The organism is Streptomyces sp. NPDC045778 (genome assembly GCF_056431945.1).
This window is the reverse complement of sequence record NZ_JBWKJZ010000002.1, coordinates 294,012-313,353: the sequence shown is the minus strand read 5'-3', so window position 1 is coordinate 313,353 and position 19,342 is coordinate 294,012. Positions and strand designations below refer to the sequence as shown.

15 protein-coding genes and 1 tRNA gene are annotated in these 19,342 nt (G+C 70.6%); 12 read left to right on the top strand and 4 right to left on the bottom strand.

Annotation, left to right across the window (positions count from 1 at the left end):
* Positions 1-291: 291 nt before the first annotated feature.
* The 6 genes from paaA (at position 292) to AC07GB_RS04115 (ending at position 5,264) form a co-directional block, all read left to right on the top strand.
* Positions 292-1,350, top strand: a complete 1,059-nt coding sequence (gene paaA / locus AC07GB_RS04140; RefSeq protein WP_478841647.1) for a 1,2-phenylacetyl-CoA epoxidase subunit PaaA — start codon at positions 292-294, stop codon at positions 1,348-1,350.
* Positions 1,347-1,637, top strand: coding sequence for a 1,2-phenylacetyl-CoA epoxidase subunit PaaB (gene paaB, locus AC07GB_RS04135; protein WP_478841646.1), 291 nt, complete (start codon positions 1,347-1,349; stop codon positions 1,635-1,637). The genes paaA and paaB overlap by 4 nt, the downstream gene beginning before the upstream one ends.
* A complete protein-coding gene (gene paaC / locus AC07GB_RS04130) occupies positions 1,634-2,359 on the top strand; it encodes a 1,2-phenylacetyl-CoA epoxidase subunit PaaC (protein WP_478841645.1) in 726 nt (241 codons plus the stop codon). The genes paaB and paaC overlap by 4 nt, the downstream gene beginning before the upstream one ends.
* Complete coding sequence (gene paaD / locus AC07GB_RS04125; protein WP_478841644.1) at positions 2,353-2,853, top strand: 1,2-phenylacetyl-CoA epoxidase subunit PaaD; 501 nt, start codon at positions 2,353-2,355, stop codon at positions 2,851-2,853. The genes paaC and paaD overlap by 7 nt, the downstream gene beginning before the upstream one ends.
* Positions 2,853-3,920, top strand: a complete 1,068-nt coding sequence (paaE, locus tag AC07GB_RS04120) for a 1,2-phenylacetyl-CoA epoxidase subunit PaaE (RefSeq protein WP_478841643.1) — start codon at positions 2,853-2,855, stop codon at positions 3,918-3,920. Before paaD ends, paaE begins: the two co-directional genes overlap by 1 nt.
* Positions 3,921-4,115: 195 nt before the next feature.
* The gene (locus tag AC07GB_RS04115; RefSeq protein ID WP_478841642.1) at positions 4,116-5,264 is read left to right on the top strand and encodes an acyl-CoA dehydrogenase family protein; all 1,149 of its coding nucleotides are present in this window, start codon (positions 4,116-4,118) and stop codon (positions 5,262-5,264) included.
* A 91-nt stretch (positions 5,265-5,355) separates the two neighbouring features.
* Here the strand turns inward: AC07GB_RS04115 and AC07GB_RS04110 are convergent, their stop codons facing one another.
* From AC07GB_RS04110 to AC07GB_RS04095, 4 genes are all read right to left on the bottom strand, one after another.
* Positions 5,356-5,685, bottom strand: a complete 330-nt coding sequence (locus AC07GB_RS04110) for a rhodanese-like domain-containing protein (RefSeq protein ID WP_478841769.1) — start codon at positions 5,683-5,685, stop codon at positions 5,356-5,358.
* 116 nt (positions 5,686-5,801) lie between these two features.
* Complete coding sequence (locus tag AC07GB_RS04105; RefSeq protein ID WP_478841641.1) at positions 5,802-6,644, bottom strand: J domain-containing protein; 843 nt, start codon at positions 6,642-6,644, stop codon at positions 5,802-5,804.
* 245 nt (positions 6,645-6,889) lie between these two features.
* On the bottom strand, positions 6,890-8,500 hold the full coding sequence (locus tag AC07GB_RS04100; RefSeq protein ID WP_478841640.1) for a DUF2252 domain-containing protein: 1,611 nt from the start codon (positions 8,498-8,500) through the stop codon (positions 6,890-6,892).
* A 723-nt stretch (positions 8,501-9,223) separates the two neighbouring features.
* Positions 9,224-9,310: transfer RNA gene (locus AC07GB_RS04095), tRNA-Leu, on the bottom strand.
* Between the two features lie 1,726 nt (positions 9,311-11,036).
* On the opposite strand from AC07GB_RS04095, the gene AC07GB_RS04090 reads away from it, so the two are divergent.
* The 6 genes from AC07GB_RS04090 (at position 11,037) to pknB (ending at position 19,253) form a co-directional block, all read left to right on the top strand.
* Positions 11,037-11,906, top strand: a complete 870-nt coding sequence (locus tag AC07GB_RS04090; protein WP_478841639.1) for an FhaA domain-containing protein — start codon at positions 11,037-11,039, stop codon at positions 11,904-11,906.
* Between the two features lie 10 nt (positions 11,907-11,916).
* On the top strand, positions 11,917-12,447 hold the full coding sequence (locus AC07GB_RS04085) for an FHA domain-containing protein FhaB/FipA (RefSeq protein ID WP_478841638.1): 531 nt from the start codon (positions 11,917-11,919) through the stop codon (positions 12,445-12,447).
* Positions 12,448-12,575: 128 nt separating this feature from the next.
* Positions 12,576-14,120, top strand: coding sequence for a Stp1/IreP family PP2C-type Ser/Thr phosphatase (locus AC07GB_RS04080; RefSeq protein ID WP_478841637.1), 1,545 nt, complete (start codon positions 12,576-12,578; stop codon positions 14,118-14,120).
* Positions 14,121-14,146: 26 nt separating this feature from the next.
* The gene (locus tag AC07GB_RS04075) at positions 14,147-15,586 is read left to right on the top strand and encodes an FtsW/RodA/SpoVE family cell cycle protein (RefSeq protein ID WP_478841636.1); all 1,440 of its coding nucleotides are present in this window, start codon (positions 14,147-14,149) and stop codon (positions 15,584-15,586) included.
* Positions 15,583-17,046 carry a peptidoglycan D,D-transpeptidase FtsI family protein gene (locus tag AC07GB_RS04070; RefSeq protein ID WP_478841635.1) on the top strand — a complete coding sequence of 488 codons (1,464 nt, stop codon included), beginning with the start codon at positions 15,583-15,585 and terminating at the stop codon, positions 17,044-17,046. Before AC07GB_RS04075 ends, AC07GB_RS04070 begins: the two co-directional genes overlap by 4 nt.
* Positions 17,047-17,216: 170 nt before the next feature.
* Positions 17,217-19,253 carry a Stk1 family PASTA domain-containing Ser/Thr kinase gene (gene pknB / locus AC07GB_RS04065; protein ID WP_478841634.1) on the top strand — a complete coding sequence of 679 codons (2,037 nt, stop codon included), beginning with the start codon at positions 17,217-17,219 and terminating at the stop codon, positions 19,251-19,253.
* Positions 19,254-19,342 lie beyond the last annotated feature (89 nt).

Genomic DNA, 19,342 nt, shown 5'->3' with positions numbered 1-19,342 from the left:
AGCGCGGAAGGCCCCTCGGCCCCGTCCGGCGCAGAGGACCCGTCAGGCCCGACAGGCCCTTCTCGCGGGCCCTTGTCGTAGGCGTCCATTCCGTCCCGTTTCCCGATCCCGCACCGAACCCTGCCGCCGGAACGGTACTCAGGCCTGCCTGCCAGGCACAGCGCCCCGGAGGTTATCCACAGGGTTGACACCTTATGGCGCGGCGCCGCACCATTGAATTCCGGCGGACCGAACGATCGGTCGGGAGGCCGTCGAAGACGCAGAGACTGCCCGAGGTCGAGGGGGACCGAGATGGCGACAGCGCACAAGGCGCCCGACGTGGCGAAGGACAGGGCTGCGCCCGACGCGGCAGCGGGCACCACGGCGCTGCCTGACACCACCGAGCTGGTGTCCGTCTTCGACGCGGCCGTGGCGGCCGACGAGCGCATCGAGCCACGCGACTGGATGCCGGACGCCTATCGCGCGACGCTCGTGCGCCAGATCGCACAGCACGCCCACTCCGAGATCATCGGCATGCAGCCGGAGGCGAACTGGATCACGCGCGCCCCGTCCCTGCGCCGCAAGGCGATCCTGATGGCCAAGGTCCAGGACGAGGCGGGCCACGGCCTGTATCTGTACAGCGCGGCGGAGACCCTCGGCGTCAGCCGCGACGAGCTGCTCGACAAGCTGCACTCGGGCCGCCAGAAGTACTCATCGATCTTCAATTACCCGACCCTGACGTGGGCGGACGTGGGCGCCATCGGCTGGCTCGTCGACGGCGCGGCGATCACCAACCAAGTCCCCCTGTGCCGCTGCTCGTACGGCCCGTACGCACGCGCGATGGTCCGCGTCTGCAAAGAGGAGTCCTTCCACCAGCGCCAGGGGTATGAGCTGCTGCTCGCCCTCAGCCGCGGCACCCCCGAGCAGCACGCCATGGCCCAGGACGCCGTGGACCGCTGGTGGTGGCCGTCCCTGATGATGTTCGGCCCCCCGGACGCCGAATCGTCGCACTCCGAGCAGTCCATGACCTGGAAGATCAAGCGCCACTCGAACGACGAGCTGCGCCAGCGCTTCGTGGACATCTGCGTCCCCCAGGCCGAGTCGCTCGGCCTGACCCTGCCCGACCCCGACCTCCGGTGGGACGAGGAGCGGGGCCACCACGAGTTCGGCGCCATCGACTGGAGCGAGTTCTGGTCGGTCCTGAAGGGCAACGGCCCGTGCAATGACCAGCGCCTCACCCAGCGCAGGCGCGCCCACGAGGAAGGCGCCTGGGTCCGCGACGCCGCCGCGGCGTACGCGGCCAAGCACAGCGACCACGACAAAGACCGCCGCCCCGCGGCGCACGGCACCCCCGCGGAGGCGACCGCATGAGCAGCTCGACCGAATGGCCCCTGTGGGAAGTCTTCGTGCGCTCGCGCCGCGGCCTCTCCCACACGCACGCGGGCAGCCTGCACGCCCCGGACGCCGAAATGGCCCTGCGCAACGCCCGTGATCTGTACACCCGCAGAAGCGAAGGCGTCTCCATCTGGGTCGTGCCGTCCGCCGAGATCACCGCGTCGTCCCCGGACGAGAAGGACTCGTTCTTCGAACCGGCCGCGGACAAGCCCTACCGCCACCCGACGTTCTACGACATCCCGGAAGGAGTGAAGCACCTGTGACCACGACGCCCCGCCCCGCCGACATCGCGGCCCTCGCCCTCGGCGACGACGCGCTGGTGCTCTCGCACCGCCTGGGAGAGTGGGCGGGCCACGCCCCCGTCCTCGAAGAAGAAGTCGCCCTGGCGAACATCGCCCTGGACCTCCTCGGCCAGGCCCGCGTCCTGCTGTCCCTCGCCGGCGACGAGGACGAGCTGGCCTACCTGCGCGAAGAGCGCGCCTTCCGCAACGTCCAGCTGGTCGAGCAGCCCAACGGCGACTTCGCCCACACCATCGCCCGCCAGCTCTACTTCTCCGTGTACCAGAACGCGCTGTACAGCCAGCTCGCCACCACGGAGAGCGACCTGGCCCCCCTGGCCGCGAAGGCCGCCAAGGAAGTCGCCTACCACCAGGACCACGCCGAGCAGTGGACACTCCGGCTCGGCGACGGCACGGCGGAGAGCCACGCCCGGATGCAGCAGGGCCTGGACGCCCTGTGGCGGTACACAGGAGAGCTGTTCCAGCCGGTGCCCGGCCTTGACCTCAGCTGGCAGACACTGCGCGACCAGTGGACCGCCACGGTCACCGGGGTCATCGAGAAGGCCACCCTCACCGTCCCGGAGGGCCCGCAGACCGGGGCCTGGACGGCGGGCGCCGGACGCCAGGGCCTGCACACGGAGCCGTTCGGCCGGATGCTCGCCGAAATGCAGCACCTGCACCGCAGCCACCCGGGGGCGTCATGGTGACCACCACGCCCACCGCACTGGAGGAGCGCCTGCTCGCCCTCGCGGGCTCGGTGCCCGACCCCGAGCTGCCCGTCCTGACCCTCGCCGAGCTGGGAGTGGTGCGCTCCGTCCACGTCAGCCACCCCGGCCAGGTCGAGGTCGAGCTGACACCGACCTACACCGGCTGCCCCGCGATCGAGGCCATGTCCGCCGACATAGAGCGGATCCTCCACGACCACGGCGTGGCCGACGTCCAGGTGCGCACGGTGCTCTCCCCCGCCTGGTCCACGGACGACATCAGCGCTGAAGGCCGCCGCAAGCTCGCCGAGTTCGGCATCGCCCCGCCCCGCCCGCACGCCGCCGACGGGCCCGTGCCGCTCACCCTCGCCGTCCGCTGCCCCCACTGCGGCTCCACCGACACCGAGCTGCTCAGCCGCTTCTCGTCCACGGCCTGCAAGGCGCTGCGCCGCTGCGTCTCCTGCCGCGAGCCCTTCGACCACTTCAAGGAGCTGTGATGGCGCGCTTCCACCAGCTGCGCGTAGCCGCCGTCGACCAGCTCACCGACGACTCCGTGGCCTTGACCTTCGACGTGCCACCGGAGCTGCGCGAGGACTACCGCCACGCCCCGGGCCAGCACCTCGCCCTCCGCCGCGTCGTCGACGGCGTGGAGATCCGGCGCACCTACTCGATCTGCTCCCCGGCACCCGCCCCCCAAGCCCCCTGGGAGCCCAGCACGCTGCGGGTCGGCGTGCGCGCGGTGGACGGCGGCGCCTTCTCCACGTACGCGCACAAGGAAATAGCCGTGGGCGACGAGCTGGAGGTGATGACCCCCGCGGGCCGCTTCACCCTGGACCCCGCCCCCGGCCGGTACGCGGCGGTGGTCGGCGGCAGCGGCATCACCCCGGTGCTCTCCATCGTCACCACGCTCCTGGAGCGGGAACCACGCGCCCAGTTCTGCCTCATCCGCAGCGACCGCAGCACGGCGTCCACGATGTTCCTGGAGGAGGTCGCCGACCTCAAGGACCGCTGGCCGGACCGGTTCCAGCTGGTGACGGTGCTCTCCCGCGAGGAGCAGCAGGCCGGTCTCACCTCGGGACGGCTCGACCAGGAGCGGCTCGTGGCCCTGCTGCCCGCGCTGCTCACGGTGCCCGAGGTCGACGGCTGGTTCCTGTGCGGCCCGTACGGCCTGGTGCAGAGCGCGGAGCGGACCCTGCGGTCCCTCGGTGTGGACCGGCGCCGCATCCACGAGGAGATATTCCACGTCGACGACGCCCCCACAGCACCCGCGGCCGTCCCGACACCCGAGCACAGCACGGTCACCGTGACCCTCGACGGCCGCTCCGGCACCTGGCCGGTGCAGTCGGGGGAGACGCTCCTCGACACGGTGCTGCGCAACCGTGCGGACGCGCCGTTCGCCTGCAAGGGCGGCGTGTGCGGCACCTGCCGGGCCTTCAAGGTCTCCGGCGATGTCCGCATGGACCGGAACTTCGCGCTGGAGCCGGAGGAGACCGAGGCCGGCTATGTCCTGGCCTGCCAGTCCCATCCGACCACGGACACAGTGGAGCTGGACTTCGACCGCTAGAGCGAGCCCGCACCAGCGAAATGCCCTCCGCCCTGCCCACCACCACCGACGGCCGTGGCCCACCGGCCCGGCACGCCCACCACCGAAGCGGCAGCTGTTCCCATCCGCTAGAACCTGTTCTATCTTGACGACCCGTCAGAAACGGCGACGGAGCGAACGGACACGACCAGGCCGGCGCGCGCGGGAGGACGAACAGTGGACTTCACCTTCACCGAGGAACAACAGGCCGCGCTCGAAGCGGCCCAAACCCTCTTCGCCGACATCGCGCCGGACGGCGTGCCCAGCCCCTCCCTCACCCCCGGCGCCGTCGCCGACGACTTCGACCGCGCCCTGTGGGCCAAGCTCGCCGAGGCCGACCTGCTCAGCCTGCTCCTGGCCCCGGAGTACGGGGGCTCCGGCCTCGACGCCATCGCGCTCTGCCTGGTCCTGCGCGAATCGGCGAAGGTAGTCGCCCGCGTCCCGCTCCTGGAGTCCAGCGCGGCCGCGTACACCGTGCAGACCTACGGCGGCGCCGAGTTGCAGCAGCGACTCCTCACGAAGGCCGCCCGGGGCGAAGTCGTCCTGACCGTCGCCGCACACGGCCGCACCGGACACGACGGCGCCGAACTCGCCGTCACCGCACGGACCGACGGCCCCCACTGGCTCCTCGACGGCGTCCAGACCGCCGTGGCCTGGGCGCACAACGCCGACTTCACCCTCGTACCGGCCACCGCACCGGAAGGCCGCACGGTTCTCGCCGTCGTCCCCCGCGCCGCCCCGGGCCTCAGCCTCGCCGAGCAGACCTCCACCAACGGCGAACGCCTCGGCGAACTGCACCTTGACTCCGTACGCGTCCCGCACGCCGACCTCATCACCACCGACGGGGCCTGGGGCTTCCTGCGCGACCTGCTCACCACCGGCACCTGCGCGCTCGCGCTCGGCCTCGGCACCAGAGTGCTCCGCATGACCAGCGAATACACCGGAAAGCGCGAGCAGTTCGGCCACCCCATCGCCACGTTCCAGGCCGTCGCGGTCCAAGCCGCCGACCGCTACATCGATCTGCGCGCGATGGAAGCGACCCTCTGGCAGGCCGCCTGGCGCCTCAGCGCACCCGGCCGCACGGCCCCGGCCGACGGGCTACTGCCTGTGGCCGCCGACATAGCCGTGGCCAAGACCTGGGCCTCGGACGGCGTACGCCGCGTCGTCCAGACCGCACAACACCTGCACGGCGGCTTCGGCGCCGACACCGACTACCCCCTGCACCGCTACCACGCCTGGGCCAAGCACCTGGAACTCTCTCTCGGCCCGGCGGCAGCCCACGAGGAAGCACTGGGCGACGTACTCGCCGCCCACGCCCTCGACTGACACGGCACGCGACAGCATCCAGGGCCCACCAAGGGGCCACGGCACCGCGCGAGGAAAGGGGAAAGAGGCAGCGGTGGCGGTGGGCGGCGCCCTAGATCACCGCGCCCGGCTGGCCCTTGTCGTCGACGACGGGCCTGCCGGAGGCCTCCCAGACCTGCATGCCACCGTCCACGTTGACGGCGTCGATGCCCTGCTGGACGAGGTACATCGTCACCTGCGCCGAACGGCTCCCGGCCCGGCAGAGCACGTGGACCTTGCCGTCCTGCGGCGCTGCCTCGGTCAACTCCCCGAAACGGGCCACGAATTCACTCATCGGAATGTGCAGCGCATCCGCCGCGTGACCAGCCTGCCACTCATCGTCCTCACGGACGTCGAGCAGAAAGTCGCCGTCCGAGAGATCAGCGACCGTGACCGTGGGCACACCAGAACCGAATTCCATGCCACCGACGCTACCCGACCCCCACACCACAGCCCCGCCCGACCGCCCACAGCCGACGGGCCACCGCCGACCCTCGCCGCCGTGGCTCAGGACACGGCTCACGCCGCGGTCAGCCGCTCCAGCTCCGCCTCGCGCTCCGCGACCTGCGCGAGCAACTGCTCGGCGATCTCCTCAAGCAACCGGTCGGGGTCGTCCGGCGCCAACTTCAGCATCGAGCCGATCGCACTCTCCTCCAGCTCCCGCGCGACCACCCCCAGCAGTTCCTTGCGCTGCGCGAGCCACTCGAGCCGGACGTACAGCTCCTCGCTGGGGCTGGGCTGCCGATCCTCGGGCACCGGGCCCGCGTCCCACTCCTCGAGCAGCTCCCGCAGCAACGCCTCGTCACCACGGCCGTACGCCGCGTTCACCCGGGCGATGAACTCGTCACGCCGCTCCCGCTCCGTCTCGTCCTGCGCGAGATCGGGGTGCGCCTTGCGCGCCAGCTCCCGGTAGAGCTTGCGGGCCTCATCGCTCGGCCGCACCCGCTGCGGCGGCCGCACCGGCTGCTCGGTGAGCATCGCAGCGGCCTCGGGCGGCAGCCCGTCACCGTCCATCCAGCCGTGGAACAGCTCGTCGACCCCCGGCATCGGCAGCACCCGCGCCCGCGCCTCGTCCGCCTTGCGCCGGTCCTCCGGATCACCGGACCGCGCCGCCACCGCCTCGGCGATCTGCGCGTCCAGCTCGTCGAGGCGCGCGTACACGGGGCCGAGCTTCTGGTGATGCAGCCGGGAGAAGTTCTCCACCTCGACCCGGAACGTCTCCACCGCGATCTCGTACTCGATCAACGCCTGCTCGGCCGCCCGCACAGCCCGCTCAAGCCGCTCCTCAGGCCGCGCACCACCCTCAGGCGGCGCTCCCTCGGGCGACTCGTCCTGCACTTGCTCGGCTTCCGGGGTCGTCACCAGGCCAGCGTAGGCCACGGGGCGAACACCACCACGCCCAGAACCCACATCTCCGGGGGCCCCTCCCCCCCCACCCCCCTCCCCTCACCCCCACACGACTGCCTCCGGAACCCGGCGCACCCCGCTTCCGCGACTTCCAGCCCCGTCCCCGGCCCTCCGTCCCAGCACACCGACGATCACGAACACCCGAACCACGAAGCCCGCCCAGCCGTCCGGACAGCCCCAGTCCGCGACTCCAGGACCGCTCAGACCCCCGTCTCCGCAGGCACCCGCCCCTCGCGCACGGCGGCGACGAGCAGGGCGTGGTCGGCCTCCGTGCGGTCGGCGTAAGCGGTGGCGAAGGCGGCTATGGCCTCGTCCAGCTCGTCGTTCTTGCCGCAGTACCCGGCTATGAGCCGGGGGTCCGCGCTATGGGCGTGGGCGCGGGCCAGCAGGGCGCCGGTCATGCGGCCGTAGTCGTCCAACTGGTCGGCGGCGAGGGCGGCCGGGTCGACGCTTCCCTTGCGGTTCCTGAACTGCCGTACTTGGTAAGGGCGTCCGGCGATCGTGGTCCAGCCGAGCAGGAAGTCGCTGACGACCTGCATCCGCTTCTGGCCCAGCACCACGCGCCGGCCCTCGTGGGCGGCCTCCTGCTCCTTGAAGCCGGCTGTCGGCAGGTGGGGCAGCAGCGCCGAGGGGCCCGCCTCCTTGACCTGGAGCACCAGGGGCTCGCCCCGGTGGTCGAGGAGCAGCACCACATAGGAGCGCAGCCCGACGCTCCCGGTGCCGACGACGCGGAACGCCACGTCCTGGATCGCATACCGCGCGAGCAGGGGCAGCCGGTCCGGCGGCAGCGTGTTCCGGTACTCGCCCAGGGCCAGGGCCACCGCCGCGGCCTCGGCGTCCGGTATGCGGCGCAGGACCGGAGGCGCGTCGACGAAGCGCCGGGGGGTGACACCGCCGGCACCGCCGGCCTCGTCTCCTGCGGCGGTTACGGGCTCGGTCGACTTGGCCGCGAAGCGGGCGCTCGTGTTCTGCCGGGCCTTCTGCGAGACCCGGTCGAGGGTGCCGAGCAAATCGCGTGCGTCGGTGTGGGAGACCAGTTCCTCGTCGGCTATCGCGTTCCACGCGTCGAAGACCGGGAGCTTGGCGAGCAGCCGCATCGTGCGGCGATACGCGCCGACGGCGTCGTAGGCCGCTTCCTTGCAGGTGTCCTCGGCGGCGCCCGCCTCGCGGCCCGCGAGGACGAGGGAGGTGGCCAGCCGTTTGACGTCCCACTCCCAGGGGCCGTGCGCGGTCTCGTCGAAGTCGTTCAGGTCGATGATGAGGCCGCCGCGCGCGTCCCCGTACAGGCCGAAGTTGGCCGCGTGGGCGTCACCGCAGATCTGCGCGCCGATGCCGGTGACGGGGGTGCGCGCGAGGTCGTACGCCATGAGTCCGGCCGAGCCGCGCAGGAAGGCGAAGGGGGTAGCGGCCATCCGGCCGGTGCGGATGGGGGTGAGCTCCGGAAGCCGGCCCCTGTTGGTCTCGGCCAGGACTGCGAGGGGGTCGGGGCGGTGGGCGTCCTCTGCGTACTCCGCGTGCGCTGAGCGCGGGACGCGGGTGCGCATGGCCTTGCCCTCCTGCTTGGGCCTGGCGTGCTGGCCCGCACCGTGCGCGGGCAGGCGCGCGAACCCGTCCACGTGCGGCAGCCGCCGTACGCCTTCCGGCTCCTGCGGCCCCCGCTCGGGCGCCCCCGGCGATCGCGGCTCCGGCACCACAGCACCGGCGTCGGCAGCCTCGGCGCGTGCGCCTTCGCCACCGCCCAGCAAACCGCCCGCGCCACCGCCGAGCGGCCCGCCCAAGCCAGATGTGTCGGTTGTCTCAGTCACGGCCATCGCCCCCCGGATTCCCGCGTCCGCGTAGCCACGTCGGCGCATGCACCCGCCCCGAGACGGAGCCGTCACGCGGCCTCGCGAACATCAACTGGCTTCGACCGTACCGCCGCGAGCGAATCCCCGTCACAGCCTGTGGATAACTTCGGGCTCGGCACTCGCGGAAGCGGTCGCGTGACATACATCACCGACCAGACGGGGGAGGAAAGGAGCAGCCAACCCGACGTGGAGAAACGGCTGAGAACAGTGAAACCGCTGGGGGCAGCGGGTGGATCGGGTCACGCGTAGCGGCCACGCACGGACCGCATCCGCTGACTCCGCCCGGTGACCCCGTCCGGACCGCACCCCGGCGGCCACGCGCCGCGATCACACCCGGCGACCCCGCCTGGACCACACCCGGCGGCGGCCACGCTCCGCTGCCGTACCCGGCGACTCCGCCCGACAGCACACCCCGCTGCCGCACCGGCAACCGCGCCCGCCCCCGGATCCCTCACGCTCCGCACACCGACCGAGCCGAGCGAGCCGACCGAAGTGACGTCCAGCACAGTCCCGCACCTCGCGGCCCGCCCTCGGCGGCCCCACCGGGAAACCCGGACCCCGGAGCCGGAAACCCGGACCTGGGACCCCAGCGAGCCCGGGGAGACCAGAGAGCCCGCAGCCCCCCGACCACCTACCGACACCAAGGCCGAAAAAACAGAAAGACCCCAGATGAACTGGGGTCTTACCTGGTGCGCGAGGGGGGAGTTGAACCCCCACGCCCTTTCGGGCACTGGAACCTGAATCCAGCGCGTCTGCCTATTCCGCCACCCGCGCATGGGTGTTGTCTTTGGGTCTCTCACTGTGTGGTGCGAGCGCCTGCCGACATCCAGAAGATTAGCACGCTGGGGAGGGTGGATTCACATCCGTATGTGCGGGCACCTGCACGGCCCCCCTCCGACCGCCCCGCACCCCCACCACCCCGGCGACCTGCGGACCCACCGACGAGCAGCCCCCCGCCCCACCAGCGCACGCCCCCGACCCGGCACCCTCGCGCCCCCGCACCACCTCAGCTCAACAGGCACCCAGCCCAACCCTCAGCCCTCAGACCCCCCGCCCGGGCGCCCCGGCCACACCACAGCCCAGCTCAGCCCGCGACCACACCCGGCCCGAGCGCCCCCAGCCACCCCCCGCCCGCGCGACCCCGCCCGCCCGCACAGCCCCGCAGCTCATCCCCACCCCAGCCGCATAGCCCAGCCACACATCCCGGCCACGCAGGCCGACATCACCCCAAGACCCCCGCCCCCGACGCAACCGAGGCGCCCGTCAAGTCCTCCTCCAGAGTCGACAGCCACGTACGGGACACTGTCTTGAGAGCCCCTCTACGATCCCTGGTAAAGAGGAACCCGGCCCGGTCCGTAGAGGCACCAGATGTCCGGAACGGACATGGACGGGTACTCGGAAGGGAACTCGGCGGGAACGCCGGGCCCGGACGGGTCCCGACGGGCACCGACGGGCACCGAGCGAGACCCGACGGGCTCCGGACGGACCCCGAGGACCGCCCGGCGCGCCCGGCGGACCCAAGGGCCACCCGGCCCCCGGCCGGCCACACGGCCAGGCGCAAGCAGTCGCGGACACACCGCGGGTGCGAGCTGGTGAGAACTGCGGAAGGCAGCGGCAGGTAGCCGCAGGCAGAGGAAGGAAGGGCGGAAGGCGAGGACGGAGCGAGCAGCGAGTGCGGCAGGACCTGAGTCGAAGGACCAGCGCCACCAACCGAACAGATGGATCCGAACCGAAGGACCCGAGCGCGGAGACCCGAGCGCGGAAACCCGAGCGACGGCCTCAACGGGAACTCTCAAGGCACCCCAAGGAACCGCAAGGCACCCCAAGGAGCCTTAAGGCGACCCATGGAGTCCGAAGGAGCCCCAGAGGAAGCCTCACAGCCCGCCAAGGACTGTCAGGAGCCTCACAGGCCCCGAAGGAGCCCCAGGATCCCGACAGGCCCCCAAGGAACCCCCAAGGAACCACGGAACCCGACAGGACCCACAGGAACCCACAGGAACCCCCAGAACCCATGCGGAGCCGAAGAGGACCCCAAAAGGAACCCGGCAGGGACCCCGCGAGGGAAGCCGACGGAAGCCCCGCGAGGGGCACGAAGGCAACCCACCAGGGCACCTTCAAGGAACCCCGCGAAGCCTCCCAGGCACCCTTCGCGGAAGCCTCCACGAGAGGCCCCGGGGGGGGATCTCACGGCCCTGCGGGACGCCCGGCCGACGACCTTGGGGGACGCCCGGACGAAGGCGCCCCGCGACGGTTCCCGAAGGAGCCCCTGAGGTGTCCCTGAAGATCGACGGCGGATCTCCGCCGAAGGCGTGGGCAGAACCCTGGCGGTCCTCCGGTGGAACCCTGAAGGAACCCGGAGGATCCCGGAAGAGCGGTGCGGGCATGCCTTGTGAGAGGCGACACTCGTGGTCTGGGCAGACAGGGGGAACCAGCTGATTTCCCGGCGCGTGGATACGATCAGTAAGCAGTACGAGGATGACAACGACGGAGGAGGTGCCCCATGGGAGTTCTGAAGAAGTTCGAGCAGCGACTCGAAGGTCTGGTCAACGGCACCTTCGCCAAGGTGTTCAAGTCCGAGGTCCAGCCGGTCGAGATCGCGGGCGCGCTCCAGCGCGAGTGTGACAACAACGCGACGATCTGGAACCGCGAGCGGACAGTCGTCCCGAATGACTTCATCGTGGAGCTGAGCGCCCCCGACTTCGAGCGCCTGAGCCCGTACTCGGGACAGCTGGGTGACGAACTGTCCGGCATGGTGCGCGAGTACGCGAAGCAGCAGCGCTACAGCTTCATGGGCCCCATCAAGGTCCACCTGGAGAAGGCCGAGGACCTCGACACCGGCCTGTATCGGGTGCGCAGCCGCACGCTCGCGTCCAGCACCTCGCAGAGCCCCGACGCCGCCCCCGGCGGCCCGGCGGGCCCCGGTGGCGGGCCCACGAGCGCGGGCCAGGGTGCCCGCGGGGGCTTCAGCCCCGCACCGGGCCCCTCGGGCGCTCCTCCCATGCCCGCCGCGCCGCCTCCCGGCGCGGGCGCGGGCCGCGGCGCCCAGGCGCCGAGCCGCCCGCAGGGCCCCGGCGCCCTCCCGGGCACACAAGTACGGCGCTGGATTGAGATCAACGGCAATCGCCACCAGATCTCCCGCCCGACGCTGGTGCTGGGCCGCAGCACCGACGCCGATGTGCGGATCGACGACCCCGGCGTATCGCGCCGGCACTGTGAGATCCGGACCGGAACGCCCTCGACGATCCAGGATCTCGGGTCTACCAACGGCATCGTGGTAGACGGGCAGCACACCACCCGCGCTACGCTCCGCGACGGCTCGCGGATCGTCGTGGGCAGCACGACCATCATTTACCGGCAAGCCGAAGGGTGAAGCGGGGGCAATGTCAGAGCTGACCCTGACGGTCATGCGGCTGGGTTTCCTGGCCGTTCTGTGGCTGTTCGTGATCGTGGCCGTCCAGGTCATCCGCAGCGACCTGTTCGGTACGCGCGTCACTCAGCGCGGCTCGCGCCGTGAGGGCGGGAGGCAGGCGGCCCGGCAGGCCGCCGCGCCGCCACCGCAGCGCCAGCAGGAAGGCCGGGGACGGCAGAGCGGCGGGGGCGGCCGCCAGCGCCGTGGCGCCCCCACGAAGCTGGTCGTCTCGGAGGGGACGCTCACGGGTACGACCGTTGCCCTCCAGGGCCAGACGATCTCGCTCGGCCGGGCGCACGACTCCACCATCGTCCTGGACGACGACTACGCCTCCAGCAGGCATGCCAGGATCTATCCGGACCGTGACGGCCAGTGGATCGTCGAGGACCTCGGGTCCACCAACGGCACGTATCTCGACCGGACCCGCCTGACCACCCCGACGCCCGTTCCGCTGGGCGCGCCGATCCGCATCGGCAAGACCGTCATCGAGCTGCGGAAGTAGTGCTACATCATGAATGAGCGCGAGCGGAGCGAGCGAGCCGACGCGGTCCCGTCACAGGCCGCCAGCGCGCTCCCGACCGGAGGGTGGGCACCGTGCGGATGTACCCGGAGCCGACGGGCGAGGTGCGCATGAGTCTGTCACTGCGCTTCGCCGCCGGATCGCACAAAGGCATGATCCGGGAGGGGAACGAGGACTCCGGTTACGCCGGTCCGCGGCTCCTCGCCATCGCCGACGGCATGGGCGGGCAGGCCGCGGGCGAGGTGGCCAGCTCCGAGGTGATCTCGACGCTCGTCACGCTCGACGACGACGTGCCGGGTTCGGACATCCTCACCTCCCTCGGCACCGCCGTACAGCGGGCCAACGACCAGCTGCGCCTGATGGTCGAGGAGGACCCGCAGCTGGAGGGCATGGGCACGACGCTCACCGCCCTGCTGTGGACCGGCCAGCGGCTCGGCCTGGTGCACGTCGGCGACTCGCGCGCGTATCTGCTGCGCGACGGCGTGCTCACGCAGATCACGCAGGACCACACCTGGGTGCAGCGGCTCGTCGACGAGGGCCGCATCACCGAGGAGGAGGCGACGACGCACCCGCAGCGCTCGCTGCTGATGCGTGCCCTCGGCAGCGGCGACCACGTGGAGCCGGATCTGTCGATCCGCGAGGTCCGCGCGGGCGACCGGTACTTGATCTGCTCCGACGGCCTGTCGGGCGTAGTGTCCCACCAGACGATGGAGGACACGCTCGCCAGCTACCAGGGCCCCCAGGAGACCGTGCAGGAGCTGATCCAGCTCGCGCTGCGCGGCGGCGGCCCGGACAACATCACGGTGATCGTGGCCGACGTCCTGGACATCGACACCGGTGACACCCTCGCGGGCCAGCTGTCCGACACCCCCGTGGTGGTCGGCGCGGTCGCGGAGAACCAGCTCCAGACGAACGACGGCGGGGCCATGCAGACCCCGGCCGGCCGCGCCTCCGGCCTCGGCCGTCCCACGCCGCCCTCCGCGGGCGGCTTCGGCCCGCCCGGCAGCGGCGGCGACACTGCGGGGTACGTCCCGGAGGGCTCCTTCGGGGCGTACGACGACGAGGACTTCGTGAAGCCCGGCGGCGGCCGCAAGTGGCTGAAGAGATCGCTGTACACGGCGCTCGCGCTCGCCGTCGTCGCGGGCGGCCTCTACGGGGGCTATCGCTGGACGCAGACGCAGTACTACGTAGGCACGAAGGACGAGCACGTAGCGCTCTACCGCGGTATCGACCAGGACCTGGCGTGGGTGAGCCTGTCGAAGGTCGAGAAGGACCACCCCGAGATCGAACTCAAGTACCTGCCGCCGTACCAGCGCAAGCAGGTCGAGGCGACCATCGCCGAGGACAGCCTCGGCGACGCCCAGGGCAAGATCCAGGAGCTGGGCCTGCAAGCGTCGGCATGTGAGAAGGACGCCGAGCGGCGCAGGATCGAGCGGGAGAGCAAGGAGCGCGCGGAGCGCGAGGCCAAGCCCTCCGCCAAGCCCGGTGAGGGCGAGGCGGGCGGCATGAGCGGCCAGACCGGCGCACCCACGTCCGACGGCGACAAGAACGCCAAGGACGACAAGTCCAAGTCCACCACCGCACCCACTCCCACACCCGGCCCCAGCCTCTCCGAGGAGGAGCAGAAGCTGGTCCCGCAGTGCGGTAAGCAGTAAGCAGCCGTTGGGGGCCCTCGCACGCCATGAGCAGTAGCACTACACACACGTCGACGATCGGCGCCATCGGAGCGCCGAGCCGGCGTAACACCGAGCTAGCGCTCCTGGTGTTCGCCGTCGTCATCCCGCTGTTCGCCTATATGAACGTGGGCCTCGCCATCTCCGGCGAGCTCCCCCCGGGCATGCTCGGCTACGGCCTCGGACTGGGCCTGCTCGCGGGCGTCGCGCACCTGGTGGTGCGCAAGTTCGCGCCGTACGCCGACCCGCTCCTGCTGCCGCTCGGCACGCTGCTCAACGGCCTGGGCCTGGTGGTGATCTGGCGCCTCGACCAGTCGGAGAGACTCCAGCAGCTGGCCAAGGCGTCGTTCGGGGCGTTCAGCCCGTCCGGGCCGAAGCAGATGATGTACACGGCCATCGGCGTCGCCCTGTTCCTGGCCGTGCTCATGCTGCTGAAGGACCACCGCATCCTTCAGCGCTACACGTACATCTCCATGGTGGGCGCGCTGGTCCTGCTGCTCCTTCCGCTGGTGCCCGGCCTCGGTCAGAACATCAACGGCGCGAAGATCTGGATCCACCTCGGCGCGTTCTCCATCCAGCCCGGTGAGTTCGCGAAGATCGTCATCGCCGTGTTCTTCGCGGGGTACCTGATGGTCAAGCGGGACGCCCTGGCCCTGGCCAGCCGCCGCTTCATGGGCCTGTATCTCCCCCGTGGCCGCGACCTCGGTCCCATCCTGGTCGTGTGGGCGATGTCCATCCTGATCCTGGTCTTCGAGACCGACCTCGGTACGTCGCTGCTGTTCTTCGGCATGTTCGTCGTGATGCTGTACGTGGCCACGGAGCGCACCAGCTGGATCGTGTTCGGTCTGCTGATGTCGGCCGTGGGCGCGGTCGGTGTGGCCTCGTTCGAGCCGCACGTGCAGCAGCGTGTCCAGGCCTGGCTCGACCCCATGGGCGAGTACCTCAAGAGCCGTGAGGGGCAGGTCGGCCACTCCGAGCAGTCCATGCAGGCGCTGTGGGCCTTCGGGTCCGGCGGCACCCTGGGCTCCGGTCTCGGTCAGGGCCACTCCGACCTGATCAAGTTCGCCGCCAACTCCGACTTCGTCCTCGCCACGTTCGGCGAGGAGCTGGGCCTGGCGGGGCTCATGGCGATCCTGCTGATCTACGCACTGATCGTGGAGCGCGGCATCCGTACGGCGCTTGCCGCGCGCGACCCGTTCGGCAAGCTCCTCGCCTGCGGTCTGTCGGCCGCTTTCGCGATCCAGGTCTTCGTCGTGGCGGGCGGCGTCATGGGCCTGATCCCGCTGACGGGTATGACGATGCCGTTCCTCGCGTACGGAGGATCATCAGTGATCGCCAACTGGGCACTGATCGGTCTGCTCCTACGGATCAGCGATACCGCGCGCCGGCCCGCCCCGTCGCCCTCCCCGAACCCTGACGCCGAGATGACCCAGGTGGTACGGCCGTGAACAAGCCCGTGCGCCGCGTCGCGATCTTCTGTGGCCTGCTCGTCCTGGCCCTGCTGGTCCGCGACAACTGGCTGCAGTACGTGCAGGCCGATTCGCTGGCCAAGGACACGGACAACTACCGCGTCACCATGGAGCGCTACGCCCAGCCGCGCGGCGACATCATCGTCGACGGCAAGCCGATCACCGGCTCCACGAAGACGGACGACCCCGACCTCAAGTACAAGCGCACCTGGAAGAGCGGCCCCATGTGGTCGCCGGTCACCGGCTTCGCCTCGCAGCGCATCGGTGCCAACCAGATCGAGAAGATCGAGGACGAGGTCCTCACGGGCAACGACGACCGGCTCTTCTTCCGCCGCACGCTCGACATGCTGACCGGCAAGAAGAAGGAGGGGGGCAACGTCGTCACGACGTTGAACTCCGCCGCGCAGAAGGCCGCGTACAACGGCCTGAAGGGCCAGGGCAAGGGCGCCGTCGCCGCGATCGACCCGGAGACCGGCGCGATCCTGGCGCTCGCCTCCACCCCGTCGTACGACCCGTCGACGTTCGCGGGTAACACCAACAAGGACGCCGAGACCTTCGCGAAGCTGGACAAGGACCGCGACAAGCCCATGCTGAACCGGGCGCTGCGCGAGACCTACCCGCCCGGCTCCACGTTCAAGGTGGTCACGGCCGCGGCGGCCCTTGAGCACGGCCTGTACCCGGACATCGACTCCAAGACGCGTTCGCCGCTGCCGTGGGTGATGCCCGACACCCGCACGGAGCTGAAGAACGAGGGGCCCATCCCCTGCAAGAACGCCACGCTGCGTGAGGCGCTGCGGGTGTCCTGCAACACCGTCTTCGGCAAGATCGGCTCCGATCTCGGCAAGGACAAGATGCGGGAGACGGCCGAGAAGTTCGGCTTCAACGAGGAGCAGTTCGTCCCGATCCGTTCCAACGCATCGACGTTCCCGAAGGAGATGGACAAGCCGCAGACCGCGCTGTCGTCCATCGGCCAGTTCGAGACCGCGGCGACGCCGTTGCAGATGGCGATGGTGACGTCCGCGATCGCCAACGACGGCACGCTCATGGAGCCGTACATGGTCAGCGAACTCCAGGCGCCGAACCTCGACGTGGTCGAGAAGCACTCGCCGAAGGAGATGAGCCAGCCGCTGTCCAAGGAGAACGCGCAGAAGCTCCAGGACATGATGCAGACGGTCGTGAGCGAGGGCACGGGCACCAAGGCCAAGATCCCCGGCGTCACGGTCGGCGGCAAGACGGGTACGGCCCAGCACGGTCTGAACAACAGCAAGAACCCGTACGCGTGGTTCATCAGCTACGCCAAGACCGACTCGGGCTCGCCGGTGGCGGTCGCCGTGGTCGTCGAGGACAGTGCCGCGAGCCGTGACGACATCTCCGGCGGCGGTCTCGCGGCGCCGATCGCGAGGGACGTGATGAAGGCGGTCCTCGACAGCAAGAAGTGACCCATGTCACGGCCACTCCACATCGGTGCACGTTGCGATACCGGTCCTGTATCGGGTGACGGTTGCGGCCGGGTCACGTCAGGCGATCCGGGTACGGTATGCCCGGACAGCACACCGCCGGACCGCGCAACACGGTGCGGTCGGGACCGACGGAGAGGGCTGGAATAGCTATGGAAGAGCCGCGTCGCCTCGGCGGCCGGTACGAGCTGGGCCAGGTGCTCGGCCGCGGCGGGATGGCCGAGGTCTACCTCGCGCACGACACCCGTCTCGGCCGCACCGTGGCGGTGAAGACGCTGCGGGTGGACCTCGCCCGCGACCCGTCGTTCCAGGCCCGGTTCCGCCGTGAGGCCCAGTCGGCCGCCTCGCTCAACCATCCGGCGATCGTCGCGGTCTACGACACCGGCGAGGACTACGTCGACGGGGTCTCCATCCCGTACATCGTGATGGAGTACGTCGACGGCTCCACGCTGCGTGAGCTGCTGCACTCCGGGCGCAAGCTGCTGCCCGAGCGCGCCATGGAGATGACGATCGGCATCCTCCAGGCCCTCGAGTACTCGCACCGCAACCAGATCGTCCACCGCGACATCAAGCCCGCGAACGTCATGCTGACGCGCAACGGCCAGGTCAAGGTCATGGACTTCGGCATCGCCCGCGCGATGGGCGAGTCCGGCATGACGATGACGCAGACCGCGGCCGTCATCGGTACCGCGCAGTACCTCTCGCCGGAGCAGGCCAAGGGCGAGCAGGTCGACGCCCGCTCCGACCTCTACTCCACGGGCTGTCTGCTGTACGAGCTGCTGACCGTGCGGCCGCCCTTCGTGGGCGACTCCCCGGTCGCGGTGGCCTACCAGCACGTGCGGGAAGAGCCGCAGGCCCCGAGCGTCTTCGACAACGAGATCACGCCCGAGATGGACGCGATCGTCCTCAAGGCGCTCACCAAGGACCCGGACTACCGCTACCAGTCGGCGGACGAGATGCGCGCCGACATCGAGGCCTGCCTCGACGGCCAGCCCGTCGCCGCCACCGCCGCGATGGGCGCCGTCGGCTACGGCGGGCACCCGGACGACCAGGCCACGGCCATGCTGCGCCCGCAGAACGGCGCGCCGGGCCAGGGCCAGACGTCGATGATGCCCCCGGTCAACCCGGACGACGGCGGCTACGACGAGAACGGGCGCCGCGGCCGCCAGAAGAAGAGCAACACGTCGACGATCCTCCTCGTCGCCGCGGGCATCCTCGTCCTGGTGGGCGCGATCCTGATCGGCAAGTGGGCGTTCAGCGGCACGAGCGGCGCGAGCGACGACAAGAAGGCCCCGAACTTCGTCGGCGAGACGCTGAAGGAAGCCCAGCGGTCCGCGGCGAACGTCGACCTGAAGATCGAGGTCTCCGAGCGCAAGCCCTGCGAGAAGTACCCCAAGGGCGAGATCTGCTCCCAGACCCCGACGGAGGGCACCAAGGTCGAGAAGGGCGACACGATCAGCGTGGTCGTGTCGACGGGGGCGCCGAAGGTGGCGGTTCCCAGCGTTCTCGGCCTGGACGAGGACGAGGCGACCGACAAGCTGGAGAGCGACAAGTACCAGCTCAAGGTCGAGACCAAGCAGCGGATCTCCACCGAGACCGAGGGCAAGGTCCTCGAACAGGACCCGGTCACCGGCACCGAGGTGCAGAAGGGCAGCACGATCACGCTGGTCATCGCTAAGAAGCAGCAGATGTCCACCGTCCCTGATGTCACCGGCCAGAGCTGGGAAGCCGCGAAGAAGCAGATCGAGGACAGTGGCCTGATCCCTGAGCGGCAGGACGTCGAGAGCGACAGTGTCGAGGAAGGCAAGGTCATCCAGACCACGCCGACCGCCAGCACACAGGTCGAGCCGAACTCCAAGGTCAACGTCCAGGTCGCCAAGAAGAAGCCCGAAGAGGAAGAGGACGTACAGGTCCCCACTCTGACCGGCCAGAAGCTGTCCGACGCCCGTGACGCCATCGAGGACGCGGACCTGACGGTCGGCAACATCCAGGGCCCGCAGGACGACGACGCCCTGGTGGTCCTCTCCGTCCCGGCCGGCGGCCAGAAGGTCAAGACCGGCACCGCCATCAACCTCACCACCGTCGGTGGCGGCGGCCAGCAGGGCGGCGGCGACAACGGCGGCGGCGGAGACGACGACGGCGGCTTCATCGAGGGCGCCACCGGCTTCGGCCGCCACGAGCGGGACTGACGCCCACGAGGCGAGCGGCAAAGAGCCCCGGCACCGATCTGGTGCCGGGGCTCTTCCGTTGCCGGGGGCGACGCGGAGCTACTTCAGCG